This window comes from Cytophaga aurantiaca DSM 3654 (genome assembly GCF_000379725.1).
Classification (GTDB): domain Bacteria; phylum Bacteroidota; class Bacteroidia; order Cytophagales; family Cytophagaceae; genus Cytophaga; species Cytophaga aurantiaca.
Genome location: NZ_KB903636.1, coordinates 14,026 through 36,112, shown reverse-complemented (window position 1 = coordinate 36,112; position 22,087 = coordinate 14,026). Strand labels below are relative to the sequence as shown.

The window sequence follows — 22,087 nt, the reverse complement described above, 5'->3', positions numbered from 1 at the left end:
TATAGTAAGAAAAGGCCGAAAAACGGTCTTTTCTAGAGTATTGCCATACTGACAACCCCTGTTACCATGATCCACTTGCACAAAAAACTCAGGTGCAAAAATTGGGCGCTGGTATCTGCCTTTACTAATTTTATCAGCAGCCACACAAATAAAGGTGCAGGAAAAAGTAAAAAGTAAAGCTGTGTATTCAATTCTGCATGAATTAAAATTGTACTGATGATGCAGACAAATAAAAAGCTTACTGCATAAATAACAATTTTTGTTTTACGGATACCCCATATGATGGGCAAGGTCTTACAGCCAAATTCTTCGTCGCCTTTTACATCTTCCATGTCTTTAATGATCTCGCGTACAAGCGAAATAAAGAATGCGAAAGATGCATACAACAATAAAGTTTGCTGCGCTGTACCATACAAAAATACAGGCATATAGACGGAGAGCCCTGTCAATACAGAGATCAGCAGATTACCTACCAGTGCCACACGTTTAAGTTGATTGGAATAAAACCACATCAACACAGTTGTTGTAAGAATGATGGTGAAGATCTTCCAACCTAAAAAAAGAGCGAACAAACAGGCTAAAGAATTTAAAATAAAATGAGAGATGATCGCTACTCTTCTATGCAATACTTTACCAAGAACAACGCGCTTGGGTTTGTTGATCAGATCAATTTTTACATCGTAATAATCGTTGATGATATAGCCAGCTGCCGCAACAAATACGGTGGATAGAACAAGCAGAAAAAATTTCCAATCGGTTGCTATTTCATAAAAGGATGTTGTGCCTTTGCCGATAATAAAGTAGCGACACATGTATTGTGTAAATGCTAAAATAACCAAATTAAGGCTCCGTGTTAGCTTTAGAAAAGCTAGCACCGATACCTTCATATGTATTTTAGTTACACCCATATTGTACTACCAGATTTGAGGAGTCCATTTTCCCTGTGCCCGCATTACCTTTTCGATCACATCGCGCACCGCACCTTGTCCGCCGTTGTGGGCCGACACGTATTTGCAAATAGGTTTGATGTCGATCGAAGCATCTGCCGGACAAGTAGGCAAACCTACAATCTTCAACATCTGATAATCGGGAACATCATCACCCATATATAATATTGTTGAGGGATCAATGTGACGGGTTTTGGTGTACTCGCCAAAAACTTCAAGCTTATCTTTTACACCTAAGAACACATCTTTGATTCCTAAAAAATTCAATCGTTTGCGAACACTTTCCTGTTGACCACCACTGATGATTACAATGTGATAGCCCGCTGCCAGTGCTTTTTCAATGGCATACCCATCTTTTACATAAAATCTTCTGCTTTGTTCACCTGTTTCATACGCAATCACACATCCATCCGTCAGCACGCCATCAACATCAAATATGAATGTGTTTATTTCTGAAAATTCTGCCATGTTCTATTATTCGTTATTCGTATCTAAATTACTTGTTTTCTGAATGCTTTCAGTTAAATCAGTATATATTTTTTGAAGCAGGGTATCTGATTGTAAAAGAGAAAGATGCTTATTTATTGTGGAAGTATCGTTTCGTAAGGCAGGTCCTGTCTGAACTTCAAAAGGATGTTTTGCAAATGCCTTTTTTACAGTTGCTTCAACTAAGGGCTGAAGAATATGGTAATCAACCACATGTTCTTTCAGAATTTCAGCAGCCTTGCCCAACAAATGATTTGTAAAGTTACTTGTAAGCACCGCTGTTAAATGAATGTACTTGCGCTGTTCTGCATTCGTCTCAAAATAAGGAGCCTGCAACAATGCTGCAGCCTGCTCCAATTTTTGAATTCCTTCTTCTGAAGAAGCTTCAATCAGCATAGGTGTATTTTTCCAGTTCACAATACTTGCTTTGCTGAAAGTTTGCAGCGGGTAAAATACACCTGCATTCTGGTGAAAGCCTGTATTTTCTATGATTTGTGTACCGGAAGTATGTGCTACAAGCGTTTTGGGTGCATAGGTGTATTGCTGAAATACAGCATTCAATGCATTGTCCTTCACACTAATGAGCACAAGGTCAGCATCGGTTTTTGTTAAATTGAAATCTGAAAGAATGGTAACGGATGGAAATTCTGATTTCAATTCATCCAGTGCTGTTGCATTGCGGGCATGTACAAAAAGTGTTGCATTTGTTTTACAAAATGCCTGTATCAAATGGCAAGCAACATTTCCTGAACCGATGATAACAATTCTCATGCTGTAAAAATACTCAAATCAATGTAAAGGCAAAGAGAATTTTTCGATTGAGCTAAAACACATTTATTAAAACAAAAAAAGAGTGGTGGCGCTAATTAGCGCCACCACTCTTTTTTTGTTTATTATAGTATAAGTTGATTCTTATTTTTTAACTAAATCAGCAATTACGAATTTCTCATCGTGCTGAGTAGTATCAAGACCTAATTCTTCTTCTTCAGGAGTTACTCTTAAAGGAGAGATTTTATCCGTGATGAACAATAAAACATATGCACCTACTAAAGAGTAACCTACTACAATTGCTAATGCTAAAAGGTGTTTTAAGATTAAGTCCGTAGAACCGTCAATGAATAAACCTTGTTCAGCAACAGCTGCATTTACAGCAGTACTCGCAAATAAACCAGTGAAGATCATACCTGACATACCACCTACACCGTGGCAAGGGAATACATCCAATGTATCATCAACAATTGACGTTTTAGCAAGTAAAATGATTGCACCTGCAGAGATAATACTTGCTACAGAACCGATGAATAAAGCCTGAGAAACAGTTACGAAACCAGCAGCAGGAGTAATTGCAACAAGACCAACTACCGCACCGATACAGAAGCCCATTGCAGATGGTTTTTTACCACGAGCAGCTTCAACAAATACCCAAGCAATACCAGCAGCACCAGCAGCAACGTTAGTAGCAGCGAAAGCAGAAGCAGCTAATGGATTGGCAGCTACAGCAGAACCTGCGTTGAAACCGAACCAACCGAACCAAAGTAAACCAGTACCTAATAAGATGTATGGAACGTTGATTGCTGTTGGATGATTTTTATCTTTTCTTTTACCTAAGTATAAAGCACCTGCTAATGCAGCACAACCAGCTGAAATGTGTACTACTGTACCACCTGCAAAGTCAAGAACTCCCATTTTAAATAAGAATCCATCTGCATGCCATGTCCAGTGAGCGATAGGAGCATAGATGAACAAACAGAATAAGATCATGAATATGATGTATGATGTAAAGCGAATTCTTTCAGAGAATGAACCTGTGAAAAGTGCTGGAGTAATTACCGCAAATTTCAATTGGAAGAATGCAAACAATACAAAAGGAATTGTACCTAGCGGAGCATGATCCAATACATCCTTGAACATAAAGAATGTTGATGGATCACCTACAATACCTAATCCGTGAAAATCGTCACCAAATGCAACACTGAAACCAACTACCACCCAAAGGATGCTGATGATTCCCATTGCTACAAAGCTCTGAAGCATTGTAGAAATTACGTTTTTAGGATTCACCATACCTCCGTAGAAGAATGCCAGACCCGGAGTCATAAGCAATACAAAAGCTGCAGAAGTTAATAACCAGGCAATATCTCCTGAATTTAGTCCTTCAGTTGGTATTGATTTGGGTAAACCTGGGAAAATTAGTGCTAGCACGCAAACTGCTAGAAGTACAATAAGTGGGGCGAATTTTTTTAACATAATTCAAAAGGGTTAGTTATAGAATTTTTAAGTCGTAATTGGTTCGTTTCTCAATTACACTTCAAAACTAACCCCATTTTATTTAAAAACAATACATTTTTAAAAAAATGAGTTCAAAATGTAAGCTATTTTTAAAAAAAGTATTAAAAATTTATAAAACATGGGTTAAAATAAAACTTAATAAAATACAATTTGATATCAACTCCGCTGGACATGCAGTATTCAGGAGAATTATTTTTAATGATACCACCAAGCTGAATCCATACAAAAAGTTGAATCTTCCGATTGTTGCGAATAGAATTATACAAAAAATGCAGATCTTCAGTATTTTATGGATTTATAGCAAAGTTACCTATCCCCTAAAGGGGACTTAAGGTCGTCTCGTACTTATTTCTTATAAGAACTCGTATTCATTGAACCCCAATAAAAATTACTTTCATAGTGTATTGTTGGGTGAAGTCTCCTTTAGGAAATTTAGGGGTAAACGGAAGAAACGCAACCAATGCTTAAACTATATAAATACTGTTTTATATTTGCATCAACTATCTAAACCTATTTTTATGAAAAAACTGCTTTTCCTTTTGTCAATCACTGTTATCAGCTGCACAGTAAAAGAAGAACACGCAAACGAAACAACCAATTATATAGAGGCGATCAACCACATATATTATACAAATGCTTCTAAGGTGCGTATGATTGAAAAATCAATCAGTAGTAATGGTTATAAAAATGATACCGTATTATTAAAAGCGGCCATTGAACTTCTAAACAATAGTGATGATGCCGTACATAAAAAACAATCCTTAGATAAACATTTTAAGTATCTTCTTGAAAAATATAGTTTACTTGAAGACAAGGACACTGCACGCTTGAAAAGAGCCGATCGTTTTTTGGGACAATTCAATCAGAACAAAGACTCTTCCGATTATTATAATTATTTACTTACCGCAGTGCTGCTCGAATCCAATGTACTGGATTTTTATTGTGCACAGGTAGGTGCATATGGAATCACTTTTCAAACAACAATTTTTAAAGAAAGAGATACGACACAAATAAATGATTTGTATACATTCATTATTTTCCCTGCTGATTATAGATTTACTTATTCAGAAGTGATTTTAGACTCACTTGTTGAAATAACTGTAGATGATAAAAAAATAAATACTCCAATCAATTTTAAACAAGCAGGCGGTGCAGTAATTGCTACTCTGACTCCTACTCAAAAAGGAAGATATCATATCAAAGGAATGATATCTGTAATCCAAAAAGCTTCCAAGTATACAACCAGAGATACGTATTACACTTCATTCATTGTGGAGTAGAACAAAACCTATAAGACCTATAAGGTTTTTAAAAACCTTATAGGTCTTAATACATTACTTCAATACATCCCGCACATCTCCTTCAATCGTACGCAGTTTTGTTTCGCAGTATTTGATCAGCTCATTTGCCTGTGCTACTTTCTCTGTAAGTGTATCCAGCATGATGGAATCGTCTTCGATCTGCTCTACAATTTCTTCCAGCTTTGAAAGTGCTTCATTATATGTTAATTCATTTTCCATTTTTTTTCTTTTTTGTAACGGTTGATGAAATCGTTTCTTTATCAAACTGTATTTGAATCTCTGCACCAACTTCGATAGTTGAAGGATTCGTAACAATAACATTATTCTGCTTCACAATCGCAAAACCTTTCTTTAATATGGTTAGCGGATTGGATGCTTTCACAAAGCGTTTTATTTCTTTGAGATTATTTTTCGCGTTTGTAAATAAGGTATCAACGGTATCGCTTAACCGTTCCTTTAATTCAAGCACATTCTGTTCGAATTGGAAGTTGCGTTGAATCAAAACGTTTGCAACTTTGGTCGGTGTTTTTTCCTGTCGTGCCATGAGATCAACAATACTTGTATTGCGGTCGTGGCCGATACCGGTTAAGATTGGAATGGGAAAGGAAGCTACTGCCTGAGCGAGATCGTAATTATCAAATGCTTTGAGGTCGAGTTGAGAGCCGCCGCCGCGAACAATGGCAATTACATCGTATTTCTCTTTTTGTGCTTCGATCAACAACAGTTTCCCTAAAATAAATTCGTGTGCCTTATCACCTTGAATCTGCGTAACAAATTCATCTACATGGAAAGCGTAACCATAGGGATTGTTTATGAGCTCCTGTTTGAAGTCGCGTTGGCCATCTGACTCCGGTGCAGTGATCAACGCAATGCGTTGCACAACGGTTGGAAGCGGAAGCGATTTATTATAGGTGTAATATTGTTCGCCTACCAATTTCACATGATCCGGATTTTCTTTTACCAACCGCTCTAATGTTTCCTGACGCTCTGCTTCTAACTTACCAAGCGTGTATGCATAATCGATCTCAACCACTTCAAGTTTTAAGCCCCAACGTTTGTGAAACGTTACTTTTACTCTGCAGGTAATTTCTAAGCCGTCTTTGAAAAGTTGTTTGGTTTCTTTTTCAAACTTTTCAATGTAGGCATAACCGGGTGTCCAGAATACGGCGCCAATTTCTGCTGTAACATTTTTACCTTCTTTTTCAATCAGTTTTAAATAACACCAGCGCTTGTCAGGCTTTTTATTTACGTCGCTTATTTCGGTTGTAATCCAAAAGGTATCGCCATAAAAGGCAGCTGCAATACAATCTTCTATCTCTGAAATAAATTCGGAGAGACGAATGCTGGGTATGGATTTATTGATGAGTTTCATACTATGGAATACATATTCATTTAAATATACAAACCTTTTGAATCACAAAAATACATTTTGTAAGATCTTTGATCCGAATATATTTTTATCAATTTATTTTTTATGTCAGTATTTTTAATAACATTGTTAGTCTTAAATCAACTCTATGAAAAAAATTGTTTGTACGTGTTTTGTTTTAATTTTTTCTCAATTGTATGCAATTCCTGGTTGTGAATCTATAGCAATGTATCACTTTTCTAACAACGCAAATGATGAAACTACAAACCACATAAATGGAACTATTCACAATGTATTATTAACCACCGACCGAAAAAATTGTGCTAACAGTGCATATAGTTTCAACGGCTACAATTCATATATCGACCTTGGAAATAATCCATTGCTTAAAAGATATGCTACAGATTTCACTATTTCTGCCTGGGTATGCTTAAAATCATATAGTTCAGAATATGCTTCACCAATTGTGTCAAACAGAGACCAAAATAATATTGGTTCTTCTTTATCAATTGGGGGAAGACTTTGGCATGGAGGCAGAGTATGCTTTACCATTCAAGGTGGAGCAAACACTTCCACTGCTGCGTCTAATACAGTATTAGAATTGAATAAGTGGTATTTTGTTGCTGCAACATATAGCTATTCCGGAGGAAATGTGAATGAAACTAAAATTTATGTGAATGGTGTATTGGAAACGACTAGTTATTTAAAAAATATCATTCAGCCTTATACGACTTCCACGTACATTGGCTTCGAGCCATCTCCCTTAGTTTCTGTTCACTATCATTTACATGGAAAAATTGATGAGGTCAATATATCAAACTGTACACTTTCTGATAAACAAATTCTTAATTGTTATGAATATACTCCAGCAGAATCACCACCTATAGAACTTTTCAAGTAATAAGGTATTTTATTGATCGTAGCCTTACTCCTTCTCCCCCTCTACAATCCACCATTGATCTCCGAACGGATCTTCAACGATTCATATAAAAATAAATGCTAATCCTAAAAAAGGACTTACCATCATTATCAAATAAATAATTGCACCAATTCTTGATTGCATAGAAAAGTCTGTCCATTTCCTGAGCAATATGGTTTGATATCTTTTTTGATTTATAAAATATCTACGATTAAAATTATTCAATTTTAAAAATACAAATAACAAAACTCCTACAAATATCAAAAGAGATACCAATGGGTCAACTTGATACCCAATAGATATTGAAAATAGAATGGCTATTAAAATAAAGGAAATAAATGGAACATGTATATTACTAAAAGTATTTCTATGACCTTCAAATTTTACTGAATCAGCTATTTCAATCGTAGTTTTTCTTCTATAAAAGAATTTTTTGTAAACAATAAAATATGCCGCTTGATATATTTCCTGAAAAATATTCAAATTCCCAATATACCTTTTAGAATTATTTTTAGTAGTCATAAATATCTTACTCCTTCTCCCCCTCTACAATCCACCATTGATTGCCAAACGGATCTTCAAAGCCCGCCGTGTATCCATACTCCTTTTTATCCGGCAGCATCAGAGACCTTGCACCGCCGCCAATTGCTTTTGAATATACATGATTCACATCTTCAAGATACAGATACATACCGGCAGATTTTTCATGCCAGTTCTCATTTGCGTGAGCAAACATAATCACTGCATCAAAAATTTTTATTTCTCCATGCATGATGCTTGCACCATCTTCTGAAGGAACGATCAACTGTTCTGTAGCATTAAAAATTTCTTTCGCAAATTTCAAAAAACCTTTAGAGTCTTTTAAAATAAGGTAAGGCATTACGGGTAAGTATTCGGATGGAATTTTCATAGGTTGAAATTTTAATAATTTGATTAGAAAATTTTTATTAAATACTTATTGAATTGCTATTACACTTTGTCTTTCAAAATAAAGAACGATGACGCACCAAGAGATATTCCAATAAAAAAAATACGGTCATTACCTGTATAATGTGCAATTATACCAGATGGTATTCCAACGATTGCCGTTATTAATATTGTTAAGCCTACTAATTTAAAACTGCTTTTTTGGGTTTCACTTAATAAAATTTCATTTGCAGATGAAAGATCTTTTTTTTCTAAAATAGATTGTTCAAGATTTGAAATAAAAATATTCCATAATGCTTCCTCTTTTTTACTAACCGTTTGTCCAAACGTGCTAATACTAAAAACAGCGCGAATCAAATTATCAGAAAATGTTATTACTATATTACTTTTCCATTTTAATGGGTCGAATGTAACCATATTTAATAAGTAATTGCCGCGAACAAAATTCAGTTCATCCTCTGATTCATCCTTTAAAATAAAACCCTGCGATATGAAATAGTTTTTTGTTAAATCTTTATTGACTATTTTATTATTCTCTGTTAAAAACGAAATTGATTTTTTCATTCTGATTAAATTTTACTTTTAAATATACTCAATCAAACCTTAGAAATTTAAAACAACATAAAATTTTAACGAAGGTCGCAAAGAAATCATTAAATCGGAATCGCTGTCGAATGCTTGATCTCACCAATCACAAAGATGCTGTGTGCACTGCCGATATTTTTTATTGAACCTAAACCGTTCATCACAAAATTCTGATAATGCGGCATGTCTTCAACCAATATCTTTAACATAAAATCGTATTCGCCGGAGATATTGTAACACTCCACAATTTCAGGTAACGCAATAATTTCTTCTACGAATTTTTTACCAATGTCTTTGGTGTGCTGTTTTAACGATACATTACAGAACACCGTTAAGCCACGTTTCAATTTCTGATTGTCCAGTATGGCAATGTACTTTTTAATATAGCCTTCGCGCTCCAGACGTTTCACGCGTTCATAGATCGGCGTTGTTGTTAAATGCAATTGATGCGCAAGCTCTTTTGTTGTTATGTGTGCGTTCTCCTGAAGTGCACGCAGTATATCTAAATCAATTTCGTCTAAGGTCTGCATAAGATGTTTTTTCTAAAATGAACTCTGATTAGCTGTCATTTTCAGACTAATTTTCTATAATATAAGCCAATTTAGTAATATTTACTTAGTTTTTAAAATAATAGTAGATTATAAATCTGCTTATATACTTTTGTATGGAATTATATTCTAAAAACAGCTACATTTTATGATCGCACACAACTTAGGGTACCCACGCATTGGGAATAACCGTGAACTTAAAAAAGCATCCGAACAATATTGGTCCGGCGCTATCACACAGCAAAAGCTACAGGATGAAGCCAAGTCAATCCGCGTCGGCAACTGGCTTACACAAAAAGAAGCAGGATTGGATCTGATCCCATGCAACGATTTTTCTTTCTACGATCAGGTATTGGATATGTCGTTTATGCTCGGACTTATTCCCGATCGTTTCTCTCCCTTATTGCAGAGAAGTGATTTGACCGAACTTGATATTTATTTTGCAATGGCTCGCGGTTACCAAAAAAATGGTTTGGATATTACCGCAATGGAGATGACAAAATGGTTTGATACCAACTACCATTACATCGTACCGGAGTTTCGTAAGGATCAAAAGTTTTCACCGATCTCTGAAAAAGCAATTAAAGAATACAATGAAGCAAAAGAGGTTGTAGGCAAAGCTGCAAAGCCTGTTCTATTAGGTCCTGTAAGTTACTTGTTGGCAGGAAAAGAAAAAGAAGCAGGCTTTAACCGCATTGAATTAATCGATAATCTGTTGCCCGTTTATGTAAAGCTTATAAAAGCATTGGAAACAAATGGCGCAGAGTGGATACAATTAGACGAACCATTTTTAGTGATGGACCTTACAGTGCAGGAACGCAAAACGTTTGAAGCAACGTATATTGCCTTGCGCAATCTATTTCCTTCGTTGAAATTTATTGTTGCTACCTATTTCGAATGTACAGGTACAAACATCGATCTAGCTACGAAACTACCTGTAGATGCGCTGCATCTGGATCTTGTACGTTGCACGTCTCAACTAAGCGACATACTTACACCTGCATTCATTTCTTCTAAAACAATTCTTTCTCTTGGTGTTGTTGATGGTAGAAATGTATGGAAAAATGATTTTTCATCATCGAACACCTTCATTACAAAAGCGATTGCTGCAATTGGTAAAGAGCGTGTAATGATTGCCCCTTCCTGTTCTTTACTGCACGTGCCTTGTGATCTGGATAATGAAAAAAATACTGCTGTCTTAACATCAGAAATTAAAAACTGGATGGCTTTTGCCAAACAAAAATTGAACGAAGTAGTTGCTTTGAAAAAATTAAACGCTTCTCCGTTGCAATCGGAAGAATTGAAAATCCTCAGAGAAAATAACGCATCGATTGAAAGCAGAATTACATCAAAGCTCATTCACAAGCAACATGTGAAAGATCGTGTGAAAGCTGTTCAGGCAAAAGATTCAAAACGAAAGAGTGCATTTCAATCGCGCCAGCACATTCAGGAGAAAGCATTGCAGCTTCCGTTAATGCCGACTACTACCATCGGTTCATTTCCGCAAACAGATGAAGTGCGTGCCAACCGTGCGAAGTATAAAAAGGGAGATATTACACTGGCTCAATACGAAGATTTTGTTCGTGTGGAAATGACAAAAGCGATTGAGTGGCAGGAGAAGATCGGTATTGATGTACTGGTACATGGCGAGTTCGAACGCAACGACATGGTTGAATATTTTGGTGAACAATTAAAAGGATACGTATTCTCTGAAAACGGCTGGGTACAAAGTTACGGTTCGCGTTGTGTAAAACCTCCGATCATTTATGGTGACATCGAACGCACCGAGCCAATGACGGTTGCATGGACAACGCTTGCGCAATCGCTTACAAAAAAATACATGAAAGGTATGCTTACCGGACCAGTTACAATTTTGCAATGGTCGTTTGTGCGCGATGACCAGCCGCGCAGAGACACTTGTATGCAGATTGCTTTTGCCATCCGTGATGAAGTAGTAGATCTGGAAACTGCAGGTATCAAAATCATACAGATCGATGAGCCTGCCATCCGTGAAGGACTTCCGTTGCGCAGAGAAAACTGGGAAGCGTATTTGAATTGGGCCGTAGAATGTTTCCGTATTTCTGCATCGGGTGTGAAAGATGAAACACAAATTCATACACACATGTGTTATTCTGAGTTCAACGATATTATAAAAAATATTGCTGCGATGGATGCCGATGTGATCACGATAGAAACCTCCCGTTCACAAATGGAATTACTCGACGCCTTTGTGGACTTCAACTATCCGAATGAAATCGGACCCGGGGTGTATGATATACATAGTCCGCGTATACCAACAACCGATGAGATGGTGCATCTGTTAAACAAAGCCATGCATGTACTTCCTGTACGCAACATCTGGGTGAATCCCGATTGCGGATTGAAAACACGCAGATGGCCTGAAACAGAAGCTGCACTGATTAACATGGTTGCTGCAGCACAACAGATCCGAAAAGAAATAACGGCGCTGGTATAAAGAAAACTCCCGTTCCGATAGCTATCGGGACGGGAGTTTCTATTATAAGCGATTATTCTACTTATTCTCCACTACAATTATAAAGTAGGAAATACATTAAACCGATTGCGGCCATAATTATACCGCTGATAAAAAGATCTTTCTTTTTTTGTTTCCAAAATGTACGTTTATCTTCTTGAATTTGGTTCAAGACGGATTTGTATAGTTCTTCCTTTTTTTCTTCTGAGTATGGTTTGTATTTTTTATCACTTACCATTGGATAGGTATTGAAAAAGTACGTTAGCATCTCTTCAAAATTCACAGTAGTCAAAGAACTTATGCTGTGTGTTTTATTATCTGTTGTATGAAAATATAATTCAATATGAATGTATGTATAATTAAATGGATGCTTAGGTATATACATTTGCGATATCATATTGTATCCAATAATTTCATTTTTATCATACAAAAATTTTGTTAAGCTAACAGGTAGGCGTTCTAGTATTTCCCCCGAATCTAAATCAATTTCAATAATTGAATCTGACCCCAGTAGCATGAACCCAATAAAAATACCGACAATGAACATCATTATAATGGCGAAAAGAGGAACCTCTTCATTGGTAAAAATATACACATACATAAACACACTAACGCAAACAACACAATACGTGAAGAATCCCATCAAAAAATACAATCCACCTTTTCTGTTTTTTGTAATCAGTCTGTTATCCATAAATTATGTAATTACCTTTTCTTAACAGCATACACGCCGGACGGATCTTGCTGTAACAGCCTTGCCAATGCGAGATACATTCCGGGCTGTGTAGCATTAAAATGAATCGGGCGTTCGAAAAAATATTCAACAGCTACACCAAAATATTCATTGCGGTCCACTTCGTCATAATCGTCGTAATCCGACTTTCCGCTTGCGATATACCTTTCAGCTTCTCTTTTATACAATTGATTGAACTCTATATGGCGATTGCTTTTGAACATTTTTTTAGCGAGTCTGTTCCAGCATTGTTCCAGTTTGAAAGCTATTGCCAATGTTCGCAAGCCCGGATGATAGCCATCTGCTAAGAAAGAATGGCCTTCGTGAAACTCTTCCCACGAAATATAGATTGGAGAGTTTTGCGTTGTAATTACATTTTCAACCGGTTCGTGCACCAATTTAATATTTCCAAAATACGATAGATAGTAGGCTTCCAATCCAAACATGATCTGTATAGCTGTAGCAGCAATCAGTACACGCATTTCTTCTGTTACGTCATATTCATCCGATTCAATTTTTTTATTGATCAGAAAATGATGCACCCGATTTCTAAATTTCCGTTTCTTTTTCTGAGGAAGGTTTCTATAGAATGGAAATGATTTATTTAAAACCGCTACACGTTCGCGACTTAAAGGCATTATGTATTTGTACATCTTTAATACAACAATTTCGTAATGATTGCACAAGCCGATCACAATGGCTGAAACAACAATTACAAAGGGCAACACAAACCAAAAAGCACCCCAATAGCCATCAACAGTGTCGAGAGGGTTTTCCTGTGTAAGTAAAATAAAATTTAACATAGGGATTGAATTGTATAAACGTTGTTGTTCCAGCTCACCACATCACCAGCCTTTTTGCCCATAAACAATTTCCCTATAGGTGAATCCGGCGCAATAATAAAATATTGTTTTTTATCTATCTCCGCTAATCCAATGCTGATAGATATATAAAAAACACCTTTCGATGTTGTTACCAGAGAACCGGGAATTATAATATCAGAAACAAGATCTGTATGGATAGCCTGCAACATACCTTGCAATCTTTCTGCCTCCGCCAGCTGCTTGGTATTTTTTTCAATCTCTAATTGTGCCATCGCACGACCGGTTTCGTACTTATCACCGGCGCTGCTTTTGGTTTCTTCGTTTGCTGAAGACTGAGTCTTTTTAATTTCCGTTTTAAGCCGCGTAATGCGCTCTACCACATAATCGGTGCAATACGTAAACAATGTATTTTTTAGAGAAATCATTTTGTTAAAGTCAACGTGCAAAATTCCACCGGAACATTTACCACCCGAATACCGTTACTAATAAGTAAAAATAGCATAAATCGCTGTTGTTTGAAGAATTCCATTTAATTATAATATTTAACGCTGTATTTATAATACATAACTCTTTAAAATTCCGTTACTTTGAGATATGAAAAAGGTTATTTCCATACTATGTATTCTGATTCTGTTGATTGCAACAAGCAATCTGGCAGTAAACATACATTTCTGCGGAAATAAGATTTCTTCCATTGATTTTTTTGGTAAAAGTAAAACCTGCGGAGGTAGCTGCGATTCAAAAGCTGCATTAAAAGAAAAATCCTGCTGCAAAAATTTCTCTGCGACAATCACTACAAGCGATTCAAATACTTCAACATTTTCTTTTGAAACAGAACAAACAGCTACAGCTCTTGTTCCTGTTATTTATACGTATACAAATGCCTCTGCTTCTACAACTGAACTATTAAAAGGCTGTGTTAGCTCGAATGCTCCGCCTGAAATTTCTGCACAACCGTATTATATATTGTACAGAAGTTTAATTATATAATTTTTATATTCTCCCTGCTTGCTGAAACAGCAAGCACAAACAATCTAATTTAAATCATTTTCTTATCAGGGTCTGTCATGCACGGACCATGCTATAATACCGTTTGCATCCTACAAACCGGAAAAGAAAATGCATTTTATTTAAAAATCAATTCCATTAATTAAACCAATACTATTATGAAAACGATTATTTTCTCAACATTTCTAGCCTTTGCAGGTTTATTCCATTCTGTAACTGCAACTACGACTCATTATGAAACAACGAGCTTTAAAGTAAATGGAAATTGCGATATGTGTAAAAACAGAATCGAAGGTGCGCTGAAAAAAAATTCAGGGGTGCAAAGTGCAAGCTGGGATGTAAAAACACAAACTGTCACTGTTGTTTATAATCCGCATACAATTTCCGTAGATCAGTTACGTCAGCTTGTTGCCGATGCCGGTCATGATACTGATAAAGTAAAATCCACAGATGCTAGTTATAAGGCTTTGCCAGGATGTTGCAAGTATAAGAGAGTATAAGGCTTAGAGCTTAATGCGGAAAGCTGACGGTCATTACCTCTAGCATTGCTACTCAGGCTGCAAGCCTGATACATTATACCTTGGGGGGATGCCCCAAGGTATATGTTACTTATATAATTTAATCTCAGGCATCGCCCTAAATTATGCCGCAGATTAGAGCAGATTAAAACATACAATTATGGTTGAAAAACTTATTTCTCTCTCGCTCAAAAATCGGATGGTTGTTCTGCTTCTGGCAGCTGGGCTTTTTGCATGGGGAATTTATTCGATTCAAAAAAATCCCATTGATGCCATTCCGGATCTTTCGGAAAATCAAGTCATCGTGTATACAGAATGGATGGGACGTAGTCCACAGGTGATAGAAGATCAAGTGACTTATCCGCTTGTAACAAACTTACAAGGCATACCAAAGGTAAAAAATATTCGAGGCACTTCCATGTTCGGGATGAGTTTTGTCTACATCATTTTTGAAGACAATACTGATATTTACTGGGCCCGCACGCGTGTATTAGAACGTTTGAATTACACTCAGAAATTATTGCCTCAGGATGTTTCACCAACACTTGGGCCAGACGGAACGGGCGTAGGACATATCTTCTGGTATCATTTAGATGCACCTAACGTTGATCTTGGCGAACAACGTGCATTACAAGATTGGTATATAAAATTTGCCTTACAGAATGTTCAAGGAGTAGCTGAAGTAGCATCTTTTGGTGGTTTTCAAAAGCAATACCAAATTGTTGTTGATCCACATAAGTTGACATATTATAATCTGACTTTAATGGATGTGTTGAAAGCTGTTAAAGCAAACAACAACGATGTAGGTGGAAGAAAATTTGAAATGACGGATATGGCTTATATCATACGTGGATTGGGCTATATAGAAAATATTGAAGACATCGAAAACATAACCGTTTCGACTCGGAATTCTATTCCGATAAAAATAAAAGATGTAGCAAGTTTGCAAATGGGTGGCGACCTGCGTCTAGGGATTTTTGATTACGATGGTACGGGTGAAGTAGTTGGTGGTATTGTAGTGATGCGTTATGGCGAAAATGCGGATCAGGTAATTAAATCGATTAAAGAAAAAATCAAAGAAGTAGAAAAAGGATTGCCTGAAGGTGTACATATAAAAGTATCCTACGACCGCAGCACCTTAATTGAAGAAGCCATTGAATCTGTAAAGGGAACATTGATGGAAGAATTAATTGTGGTATCACTTGTAATCATCTTATTTCTCTTTCACTGGCGCAGTGCTTTGATTATTATAATACAATTGCCCATTTCAGTTGCCGTTGGATTTATATTATTGGAGGCATTTGGTATCTCTTCCAATATCATGTCTCTCACGGGTATTGCTCTAGCCATAGGAGTTGTGGTTGATGATGGTATTGTAATGGTTGAAAATTCATACCGACATATAGCAGAAGCTCAAGAGAAAAAATCAAATACTCTTTAATCAGCGAAACGATGACCTTTATAAAAAAAATATTCAGCAAGAGCGTTGATCCATTATCAGATGAAGAGCGCATGAATTTGATAGAAAAATCTTCCAGACAAGTAGGACCTGGGGTATTCTATTCAACCATTATTGTCATTGCTTCTTTTCTTCCTGTATTTCTTTTGACAGGTATGGAAGGAAAATTATTTCATCCACTTGCCTGGACAAAAACATTCATCCTAATTGTCGATGCTTTTCTTGCTATCACATTGGCGCCCGTATTAATTTCTTATTTATTAAAAGGGAGATTACAACCTGAAGAAAAAAATCCCATAACACGGGGATTAGAAAAAATATACACCCCCATTTTAGTATTCTGTTTAAAATGGAAAAAAACAATTCTTGCAATTAACCTATTGCTGCTGTTAACAGGAGGAATCATGCTGAAAAAACTCGGAACAGAGTTTATGCCACCGCTTGATGAAGGTTCGATTTTATTTATGCCCGTTACCTTACCTGATGTTTCAAACTCCGAAGTAAAACGTATTCTTCAGATTCAGGATAAATTAATTAAGTCGGTTCCAGAGGTAGAACATGTTTTGGGTAAAGCAGGTAGAGCTTCAACTGCGACAGATAACTCTCCTATCAGTATGATTGAAACCATCATTTTACTAAAGCCCCATGCACAATGGCGTGAAGGCATTACAAAAGATGATATCATCAATGAATTAAATGCGAAACTTCAAATACCCGGCGTAACAAATGGCTGGACACAGCCCATCATCAATCGAATCAATATGCTCTCAACAGGTGTACGTACCGATGTCGGCATAAAAGTATATGGACAAGAATTGGATTCCATTTATGTATTGTCAGAAAAAATTAAAACGGCTATCAAAGATATAGACGGAATAAAGGATTTATATGTGGAACCCATTGTTGGCGGAAAATATTTAGATATTAAAATTAATAAAGATGCTATCGGAAGATATGGTCTCACCGTGGACGATGTGAACATGATTGTTGAAAGTGCTATTGGCGGTATGAACATCACTACAACCATTGAAGGCAGACAACGCTTTGCAGTGAATGCGCGCTTTGCACAAGCGTATAGAGAAAACATAGAAGAGCTGAAACGTTTGCCTGTACAAACCATGCAATTCGGAACCATCACACTATCAAGTGTTGCAGACATTATTATTACAGATGGCCCACCCATGATCAATTCTGAAAATGCGATGTTACGTGGAACTGTATTGTTTAACGTGCGTGATAGAGATTTGGGAAGTACGGTGACAGAAGCGCAGGAACAGCTGAACAGAATGATTTCTAAAATGCCTAAAGGATATTATGTTGAATGGAGCGGACAATGGGAAAATCAAATCCGTGCAAACAAAACATTGAAATTGATTTTGCCGATTGTGATACTTATTATTTTCACCGTATTGTATATCACCTACAAATCCTTGAAAGAAGCACTTGCTACAATGATCACTGTTCCTTTCGCATTGGTAGGCGGTGTATTCATGGTTTATTTCTATGGTGTTAATCTTTCGGTAGCTGTTGCAGTAGGCTTTATTGCGTTGTTTGGTATGGCAATAGAAACGGCCATGCTCATGGTTATTTATTTGAATGAAGCGATGGAAAAGTTGGTGCACGAAAAAGGAAATTTCAGAGAACATATAAGTGATTCTGATATACGGAATTATGTAATTGAAGGTGCAGCCAAACGACTACGCCCAAAACTAATGACGGTATCTGTTTCCTTGTTCGGTTTAATACCCATCTTATGGGCGACCGGTGTAGGCAGTGATGTGATGCTTCCAATTACAATTCCTTTAATTGGTGGTACCATAACATCTACCATATATGTGTTATTGGTTACGCCTATCGTATTTGAAATAATGAAAATTTATGAATTAAATAAACATGGAAAAATTGATGTACTCGATGTTAAAGAATAAACTCACCGGAATTGTGTTGTTTATCATCCTATCTGTTCATTCAAATGCGCAGATACTCACGTATGATTCCATTAGATCTGCAATCATACAATCCAATCCCATGTTGGAAATGTATGCGAATCAGGCAAAATCCTTTGATGCTATGGCAACAGGTGCAAAGGCCTGGGATGCTCCTCAGATTGGATTTGGTTTCTTTATGACACCTTATCAAACCTCGTATTGGAAACCACAAACACAAACCGTAGATGGCATGAATACGATGATGCCAGGTATGGGTAACTTAATGATTCAAGGAAAACAAATGATTCCAAATCCGTCTAAGTTACGTGCAAATCAATCGTATATGCAAGCCATGTCTTCGGTGGAATTAGAAACGCAGCGTGCCGAAGCAAATACATTGCTAGCCGACGCAAAAATGAATTACTATGACATTCAGATTATAGATAAAAAATTGAGCGTATTAACCGAAGCAGAAAAAACCCTGCAGGTTATGATTGCAATGGCAGAAAAAAACATAGCCTATAATCAAGGATCATTGGCAACTATATATAAAGCAAAGTCACAGTTAGTGTTGCTAAAAAAGGATCGATCCATGTTAGAGAATGAACGGAATCAAAAAGTATTCATGATCAATACGCTTATGAATCGGGATAAAAATATCTCTTTTAAGGTTGATACTTCCATAACCATTCAACAGTACGAAAGTCAGATTATTGACACAAGTAACTTCATAAGCAAACGAAGCGATCTATTGGCCATCGACAAAAATATTCGTGTAACACAATTAAAGCAAACAGCAGAATCATACAAAGGCAGGCCAGATTTTGGAATTGAATATGGCCATATGTTTGCCTTTGGTACAAATCCAAATCAGTTTACCTTAATGGGTATGGTGACTGTACCTATAGCACCCTGGTCTTCGAAGATGTACAAATCAAATGTTACTGCAGCGAATTATCAAATCAAAGCCATGCAAAATGAAAAACAAGCAATCATAAATGAGTCTACAGGTAAATTATACGGCTTACAAAATGAAATCAAATCAACCAAATATCAATTGGAATTGTATGAAACAATTTTGTTGCCAGCCATCAAAAAAACATATGACGTATCTATGATTGCATATGCCCAAAATACGGGTGAATTATTTGAAACCTTAGATGCACGTATGAATTTACAAATGACTCAAATGCAGTATTACGATATTTTATTAGAACTATTAACCTTGCAGGCAGAATATGAAAAACAACTTCAAATCTATTAATCAGGTGCTACGCATACTGTTGATACTACTTGTGTTGGTTTCTTGTAACAAGGAAAAACAAAACACGAAAGAAAACATGGACCATGATCATCATAAGATGTATTATTGTCCGATGCATCCGGAAATAACCTCAGACAAACCTGGTATTTGTCCGAAGTGTAAGATGGATTTAGAATTAATGCCTCAAAAAAATAGTATTGATACATTGGCCACATTAATTCAACCCACTAACCGGGTTGCAATTTCCCAACTAACAGCGATTGCTCCGTCAACTGAAAGTCATGCCGGAAGAATTGGAGCACTGGGTTATCTTACATACAATCCTGATTTTGTAAAAACCATTAGCACACGCGTTGCTGGTCGGGTTGAAAAAATGTATATCAAATACAATTTTGAAAAAGTAACCCAAGGACAAAAATTACTGGAACTTTATAGTCCTGAATTGTTAACCGCGCAAAACGAATATTTATATATTCTACAAGAAAATGATGCTGCAGATGATATTTCAAAATCTGCACTGCGATCTAAGCTGTTCAATTTAGGCATGAATGAAAAAGAGATTTCAACGTTAGAAAAAAACAAACAAGTAAATGCAATTGTAAGCATATATGCGAATGCAAGTGGGCACATTCACTTTGTATCTGACAATACAGATATGGAAGCACATGCATTGACTTTCCCCAGCCAAGGAGGCAATAACGGCATGAAAATTTCAAGTTCTTCAATGACAGAATTAATTCGTGAAGGAGATTATGTAAAAAAGGGAGATGATCTTTTTACCATTGCAGATGAATCAAGTATTTGGGCCTTGTTTAAAGTAATGCCCTCTGATATTGGTTCCATTCAAAAAGGAGATGCCGTAGACATCATTATTAATACTACAACCTATTCAGGAAAAGTAGATTTTATTGAAAAGTCTTTTAATAATACAGACGACTTTTATACGGTACGTGTATATATGATTTGTAACGATCATACGCAACTAAAAATAGGAACACTAATACGTGGATATATTTCAATTAAAAATAATAATGACAAACAACTCTGGGTACCGACAGCATCCATAGTACAATTAGGGAAAGGGAATGCAGCAGTATTTATAAAAAAACAATTGGCATATGAAGCGCATACAATCCAAACAGGCAAACAGGCATTTGAATGGATCGAAGTTCTATCTGGTTTAAATGCAACAGATAGCATTGCACCAGTTGCATCTTACCTAGTAGATAGTGAAGCATTTATTTTAACGGATAATAATTAAGATATGAAATACCTTTTATTTCTATTTATACCTCTGCTCATTTTCTCTTGTTCTACTCAAGACGAAAAAGATATGCAACACGATCATGCTGTAACAACGTATTATACCTGTTCCATGCATCCACAAATCATGGAAACAAAGCCAGGTAAATGCCCGATTTGTCACATGGACTTAACACCCATCTCTTCTGAACAGTTGAATGGAAATACCATTAAGTTAAGTGAGGAACAAATTTTATTGGCAAACATACAAACAAAAATAATTGGCTTTGACAATATAGAAAATCAAATCTATGCAACGGGTATTGTTAAGGAAAATGAAAATTCAATTCAATTTATAAATGCACGTGTAGATGGTAGAGTTGAAAATCTCTTTGTAAAAACAACAGGTTCATCGGTTAAAAAAGGACAAATTTTATATGAAATTTATTCTGAAATGTTAACAGCCACACAAAGTGAGTTTATTACAAATTGGAACTTGTTACAACAAAACCCGAACGATGAATTGTTAAAACGTATTTATCAAAGTGCGCATAACAAACTTTCACTATGGGGACTTACGTCTTCTCAAATAGATCAATTAAAAGTTCGAGAAAAACCTCTTATACCATATCCGATAGCTAGTACAGCTTCTGGATTTATTAAAAAAATTAATATTTCGGAAGGTACTACCGTGATGGAAGGACAAAACATCATGGAATTAGTTGATTACACAACTTTATGGATTGATGCAGAATTTTATGCCAACGAAATAAATACGCACAATGCTGTTGGTAAAATAGTTCAATTGCAATTTGATGGAAAAGGAAAATATAAAAGTAGCGGAAAAATCATTGAAGTACTCCCACAGGTATCTCCTTCATCAACCGTAACGGCTGTTCGAGTTTCTTTTGATAATACTTCCTTGATGATACAACCCGGCATGCAGGCAAATATTGTATTTCAAAAACAAAGTAACAAAACTATTCTCATTCCTTCAAATGCTGTCTTAAAAGGAGCAAATGAAAATACGGTTTGGGTTAAAAATACGGATGGTTCTTATGAAGCCAAAATGGTTCATATCGGAGCAACGAATACCGCCAACACTGAAATTTTATATGGTTTAAAAGCCGGAGATGAAGTTGTTGTTTCAGGCTCGTATTTATTGCAAAGTGAATATATTTTTAAAAAGGGCCTAAACCCTATGGCAGGACATGATATGAGTAAGATGTAATTATCCATTAATTAG

The 22,087-nt window shown here is 36.2% G+C and carries 24 protein-coding genes; 11 read left to right on the top strand and 13 right to left on the bottom strand.

Annotation, left to right across the window (positions count from 1 at the left end):
- Positions 1-32: 32 nt before the first annotated feature.
- From A3EE_RS0109865 to A3EE_RS0109850, 4 genes are all read right to left on the bottom strand, one after another.
- Complete coding sequence (locus A3EE_RS0109865) at positions 33-908, bottom strand: geranylgeranylglycerol-phosphate geranylgeranyltransferase (RefSeq protein ID WP_026209714.1); 876 nt, start codon at positions 906-908, stop codon at positions 33-35.
- Positions 909-914: 6 nt separating this feature from the next.
- On the bottom strand, positions 915-1,415 hold the full coding sequence (locus A3EE_RS0109860; RefSeq protein ID WP_018343280.1) for a KdsC family phosphatase: 501 nt from the start codon (positions 1,413-1,415) through the stop codon (positions 915-917).
- A 6-nt stretch (positions 1,416-1,421) separates the two neighbouring features.
- Positions 1,422-2,204 carry a Rossmann-like and DUF2520 domain-containing protein gene (locus A3EE_RS0109855; RefSeq protein WP_018343279.1) on the bottom strand — a complete coding sequence of 261 codons (783 nt, stop codon included), beginning with the start codon at positions 2,202-2,204 and terminating at the stop codon, positions 1,422-1,424.
- Between the two features lie 141 nt (positions 2,205-2,345).
- Entirely contained in the window at positions 2,346-3,680 is a 1,335-nt protein-coding gene (locus A3EE_RS0109850) for an ammonium transporter (protein WP_018343278.1), read from the bottom strand.
- 107 nt (positions 3,681-3,787) lie between these two features.
- Between A3EE_RS0109850 and A3EE_RS0109845 the strand changes: the two genes are divergently transcribed.
- Together A3EE_RS0109845 and A3EE_RS0109840 are read left to right on the top strand one after the other, a co-directional pair.
- Positions 3,788-4,054 carry a hypothetical protein gene (locus A3EE_RS0109845; protein ID WP_018343277.1) on the top strand — a complete coding sequence of 89 codons (267 nt, stop codon included), beginning with the start codon at positions 3,788-3,790 and terminating at the stop codon, positions 4,052-4,054.
- 186 nt (positions 4,055-4,240) lie between these two features.
- Positions 4,241-5,002, top strand: a complete 762-nt coding sequence (locus A3EE_RS0109840; RefSeq protein ID WP_018343276.1) for a hypothetical protein — start codon at positions 4,241-4,243, stop codon at positions 5,000-5,002.
- Between the two features lie 54 nt (positions 5,003-5,056).
- Here A3EE_RS0109840 and xseB read toward each other — a convergent pair whose 3' ends face one another.
- The gene (gene xseB / locus A3EE_RS0109835; RefSeq protein ID WP_018343275.1) at positions 5,057-5,242 is read right to left on the bottom strand and encodes an exodeoxyribonuclease VII small subunit; all 186 of its coding nucleotides are present in this window, start codon (positions 5,240-5,242) and stop codon (positions 5,057-5,059) included.
- Entirely contained in the window at positions 5,232-6,395 is a 1,164-nt protein-coding gene (gene xseA, locus A3EE_RS0109830) for an exodeoxyribonuclease VII large subunit (RefSeq protein ID WP_018343274.1), read from the bottom strand. The genes xseB and xseA overlap by 11 nt, the downstream gene beginning before the upstream one ends.
- Positions 6,396-6,540: 145 nt before the next feature.
- Between xseA and A3EE_RS0109825 the strand changes: the two genes are divergently transcribed.
- Positions 6,541-7,293 (top strand): LamG domain-containing protein, encoded by a 753-nt coding sequence (locus A3EE_RS0109825; protein ID WP_018343273.1) that lies wholly within the window; start codon positions 6,541-6,543, stop codon positions 7,291-7,293.
- 81 nt (positions 7,294-7,374) lie between these two features.
- On the opposite strand, the gene A3EE_RS0109820 is transcribed toward A3EE_RS0109825, so the two are convergent.
- The 4 genes from A3EE_RS0109820 to A3EE_RS0109805 form a co-directional block, all read right to left on the bottom strand.
- The gene (locus tag A3EE_RS0109820) at positions 7,375-7,833 is read right to left on the bottom strand and encodes a hypothetical protein (protein ID WP_018343272.1); all 459 of its coding nucleotides are present in this window, start codon (positions 7,831-7,833) and stop codon (positions 7,375-7,377) included.
- A 7-nt stretch (positions 7,834-7,840) separates the two neighbouring features.
- Positions 7,841-8,221, bottom strand: coding sequence for a VOC family protein (locus tag A3EE_RS0109815; protein ID WP_018343271.1), 381 nt, complete (start codon positions 8,219-8,221; stop codon positions 7,841-7,843).
- A gap of 59 nt (positions 8,222-8,280) precedes the next feature.
- Complete coding sequence (locus tag A3EE_RS0109810; RefSeq protein ID WP_018343270.1) at positions 8,281-8,802, bottom strand: hypothetical protein; 522 nt, start codon at positions 8,800-8,802, stop codon at positions 8,281-8,283.
- A gap of 89 nt (positions 8,803-8,891) precedes the next feature.
- Positions 8,892-9,353 (bottom strand): Lrp/AsnC family transcriptional regulator, encoded by a 462-nt coding sequence (locus tag A3EE_RS0109805; RefSeq protein WP_018343269.1) that lies wholly within the window; start codon positions 9,351-9,353, stop codon positions 8,892-8,894.
- Between the two features lie 166 nt (positions 9,354-9,519).
- On the opposite strand from A3EE_RS0109805, the gene metE reads away from it, so the two are divergent.
- Positions 9,520-11,847, top strand: a complete 2,328-nt coding sequence (gene metE / locus A3EE_RS0109800) for a 5-methyltetrahydropteroyltriglutamate--homocysteine S-methyltransferase (protein WP_018343268.1) — start codon at positions 9,520-9,522, stop codon at positions 11,845-11,847.
- A gap of 61 nt (positions 11,848-11,908) precedes the next feature.
- On the opposite strand, the gene A3EE_RS0109795 is transcribed toward metE, so the two are convergent.
- The 3 genes from A3EE_RS0109795 to A3EE_RS0109785 form a co-directional block, all read right to left on the bottom strand.
- Complete coding sequence (locus tag A3EE_RS0109795; protein ID WP_157446966.1) at positions 11,909-12,466, bottom strand: hypothetical protein; 558 nt, start codon at positions 12,464-12,466, stop codon at positions 11,909-11,911.
- Between the two features lie 104 nt (positions 12,467-12,570).
- Complete coding sequence (locus A3EE_RS0109790; RefSeq protein WP_018343266.1) at positions 12,571-13,401, bottom strand: zinc-dependent peptidase; 831 nt, start codon at positions 13,399-13,401, stop codon at positions 12,571-12,573.
- Positions 13,395-13,847, bottom strand: a complete 453-nt coding sequence (locus A3EE_RS0109785; protein WP_018343265.1) for a GreA/GreB family elongation factor — start codon at positions 13,845-13,847, stop codon at positions 13,395-13,397. The genes A3EE_RS0109790 and A3EE_RS0109785 overlap by 7 nt, the downstream gene beginning before the upstream one ends.
- 169 nt (positions 13,848-14,016) lie before the next feature.
- Here A3EE_RS0109785 and A3EE_RS0109780 point away from each other — a divergent pair, with 169 nt between their 5' ends.
- The 7 genes from A3EE_RS0109780 to A3EE_RS0109750 all read left to right on the top strand — a co-directional run bounded on the left by A3EE_RS0109780 (position 14,017) and on the right by A3EE_RS0109750 (position 22,072).
- Positions 14,017-14,412: an HYC_CC_PP family protein gene (locus A3EE_RS0109780; RefSeq protein ID WP_018343264.1), complete on the top strand. Its 396-nt coding sequence runs from the start codon at positions 14,017-14,019 to the stop codon at positions 14,410-14,412.
- Between the two features lie 176 nt (positions 14,413-14,588).
- Entirely contained in the window at positions 14,589-14,930 is a 342-nt protein-coding gene (locus A3EE_RS0109775; RefSeq protein ID WP_018343263.1) for a heavy-metal-associated domain-containing protein, read from the top strand.
- Positions 14,931-15,108: 178 nt separating this feature from the next.
- Complete coding sequence (locus A3EE_RS0109770) at positions 15,109-16,389, top strand: efflux RND transporter permease subunit (RefSeq protein ID WP_026209713.1); 1,281 nt, start codon at positions 15,109-15,111, stop codon at positions 16,387-16,389.
- Between the two features lie 11 nt (positions 16,390-16,400).
- Complete coding sequence (locus A3EE_RS0109765) at positions 16,401-18,335, top strand: efflux RND transporter permease subunit (RefSeq protein ID WP_018343261.1); 1,935 nt, start codon at positions 16,401-16,403, stop codon at positions 18,333-18,335.
- Positions 18,322-19,599 carry a TolC family protein gene (locus A3EE_RS0109760; protein WP_026209712.1) on the top strand — a complete coding sequence of 426 codons (1,278 nt, stop codon included), beginning with the start codon at positions 18,322-18,324 and terminating at the stop codon, positions 19,597-19,599. The genes A3EE_RS0109765 and A3EE_RS0109760 overlap by 14 nt, the downstream gene beginning before the upstream one ends.
- The gene (locus A3EE_RS0109755; protein ID WP_018343259.1) at positions 19,574-20,860 is read left to right on the top strand and encodes a heavy metal-binding domain-containing protein; all 1,287 of its coding nucleotides are present in this window, start codon (positions 19,574-19,576) and stop codon (positions 20,858-20,860) included. Before A3EE_RS0109760 ends, A3EE_RS0109755 begins: the two co-directional genes overlap by 26 nt.
- A 3-nt stretch (positions 20,861-20,863) precedes the next feature.
- On the top strand, positions 20,864-22,072 hold the full coding sequence (locus A3EE_RS0109750) for an efflux RND transporter periplasmic adaptor subunit (protein WP_018343258.1): 1,209 nt from the start codon (positions 20,864-20,866) through the stop codon (positions 22,070-22,072).
- Positions 22,073-22,087 lie beyond the last annotated feature (15 nt).